This window comes from Campylobacter sp. LMG 7929 (genome assembly GCF_024723595.1).
In the GTDB taxonomy this organism is placed as follows: Bacteria; Campylobacterota; Campylobacteria; order Campylobacterales; family Campylobacteraceae; genus Campylobacter_D.
Map to the genome: position 1 here is coordinate 1 of NZ_JANQCY010000026.1, position 2,733 is coordinate 2,733.

The following is a 2,733-nucleotide window of genomic DNA, read 5'->3' on the forward strand; positions in this document are numbered from 1 at the left end:
TTGTTCCTTTTGATTTGTTTTTTTAAAATTAAGAGTTTTTATTTTTTAATATTTATTATTGATTAATCAAAATATTATTTAATACGAGTATTCATTAATATACTCGTTATTATTGCTAGGATATAGCTATCCTAGCAAAGTATTTTATAATCCTCCAACTACACAAGGATTCATAGTTTTATAATTATCACTTACTATGCAAGTTTTACTTTTTTGAAGTAAAGAGGTTTCATCTACTTCTTCAGTTTCTTCTTCATCATCTAAAGTTTCATCACCTATTAAATTAAGAGAAGCAGTTTGTTCAAAGTCAGGTAAATCTCCACCTTGAGAATTATCTATATCAGGAAATTCAGGTTTATCTACATCAGGATTTAAACTTAGCAAAAAAGGATTAAAATTAAAATTGTCATATCCCAATGTCTCATTAATATATTTAGTATAAGTGGATTTTATATTATCATTGATATTCTTAGCATCAACATATGCATTGGAATAACTATTATAAGCATTAAGCCAATTATCAAAAGCTTGAGTGAATTTAGGATCATTGTAGCTTAGCTTACCTTTATTGACTAAATCTAATAATCTATTAAATTCAGCTTGGGCTTTAAAATAGTCTTGCTCTTTGTCTTTAAAGATTTGCTCTAGCTCTTTGTATTTGTTATATTCAGCTATTAATTTATCTTTATTATCATTTAAATAGCTAAATAAAGCTTCATTGTTATCTAGAGTTGTTTTGCTTTGATTTTGCAAAGATATAAATAAATCTTTTGCTTCATTTGATATTCTATTTTTATCAAATGTTTCATTCTTAGTATAATAAGTCAGAAAATCTAAACTTTGCAAAATACCTCTGGCTTCATTCTCATCTTTTATATTAAAATATCTTTGAATAAAAGCTATTTTTTCACCTTCTGTGGTATTTAGATTAAATTTGCTATAAACTTCTAACAATTCTTCTAATTTAGCTATATCTACAACATATCCTTTTTGAGTGATATCTTCTATGATTTGAGTGATTACTTCTTTATTGAGGTCGTCTTGTTCTAAAGATGCATCAGAATGATTAGGTTTTTCTATGGTACTAGTTTTAGATAAAAAATCTTTATAAACACTTTCTTGATTATTATCATTATAAGTGTGGATTTGAATTTTATCGTTAGTATTACCCCAATAGCTTTGATCAGCCGTAGCATTAGCTAAATCGTTTTTGTGATGATAGATGTGGATGTTGTTAAAAGATGCATATCTATCATCTGTCAAGTTGCCGAAAAATTTACCTATTTCATTGTCACTATTTATCATTATATCTTTATTAAAATATATGTAAATATTTTCAAATTTTGCATTAAATCGATTATCACCCTCAATAAGCCCAACAAAACCTCCAGAATAAGCTTTATGATTTGCATAATTAGTATTTACAGCGCTAATTGTTCCTATATTTTCTAAATAAATATTGGAAAATATACCTCCACCGATGTTATATGAGCTATGAATACCTATAAAGCCACCTGCAGATATATGTCCATCGGAAGGAATATATAAAGATCCATCATTTACAACTTTAATACTCTCTATATTTTTTAAAGATATATTAAAAATATGACTTGGCCCATCTACACTAGAAGCAAAACCTCCTGCTGATATTTTACCTTCAATATTTCCAATGTCATTTATTGAAACATTACTTATTAAAATTCCTGAATGCATATAATTTTCAGTTAAAATAGAACCGGCAAATCCACCAACCGAACCTTCAGATTTAATACTTCCAATATCATTTAACGAGACATCATAAACTATGGAATCACGTAATATGCCAGCAAATCCACCAGATGTTGCGGAAAAATGTCCAGTATTTGAATTGTTTATCTCATTTATTTTTTTTATGGAAATATTATAAAAATTTCCCCATCGAGAAGACCCAATAAAACCACCAACTTCGCCATTTTCTGTTGTAGCTATAATACTTCCATCCATATAATCTACATTGATATTTTTAAAAGTAGCATTTTCCGCTGAACCAAAAATGCCTACATACATTGGCTTATTATCTAATCTTGTGGTATCTATATTAATATTTTTAAGTGTAAATCCTTGCCCATCGAAAGTCTTTGTAAAAGAATTATTGTGGCCTACTATCATATTAGTAAATTCGTTAGCATCTTTTTTACCATCACCGTTTAAGTCTACCCAATAATTTGCATAGTTTTGCCAATCTTTACCTTCTACCCCTTTACCTTGATTACCACTAAAATCTATATCATCTACCAATCTGAACTCATCAATTTCTCTAATATTACCCAAACCTTCATTCCAACCTTTTGCAAAGTGCCACCATTCTATAGCATTATCTTTTTCATTTCCCATATTACCTATAGTTAGAGCTTTTTTGAAATTAGAGCTTCCTGTATGAGTTGCACCACTAGAATCTTTATAATTTACTACATTTACTTTTACATTATCACCAAAACTATAATCATCTTCTGCAAATTTTATCATTTGTCTTTGAGTGTAAATAGCATTGGCTGTTACATCTACTTTACCACTTGTAGTTTTAAATTTTGCCATATCCTTGTCTATATAAACTTCATTCCCCACCAAATGAACTTTATTGGCTGAATTACCACTTGGTTTTTTTAAAGCATCACCACTAACATTATCATTATGTTTGCCATTGATATGGCCACCATTGATACTTACCTTATTCCCTATAAGTAATACATCATT

Annotated in this window: 1 protein-coding gene; it reads right to left on the minus strand. The window is 28.5% G+C overall.

Annotated elements, in window-relative coordinates; all coding sequences use genetic code 11:
* Positions 1-144 precede the first annotated feature (144 nt).
* Positions 145-2,733: hypothetical protein (locus CAMP5118_RS07880; protein ID WP_337217018.1), on the minus strand; the 2,589-nt coding region annotated here is incomplete at its 5' end.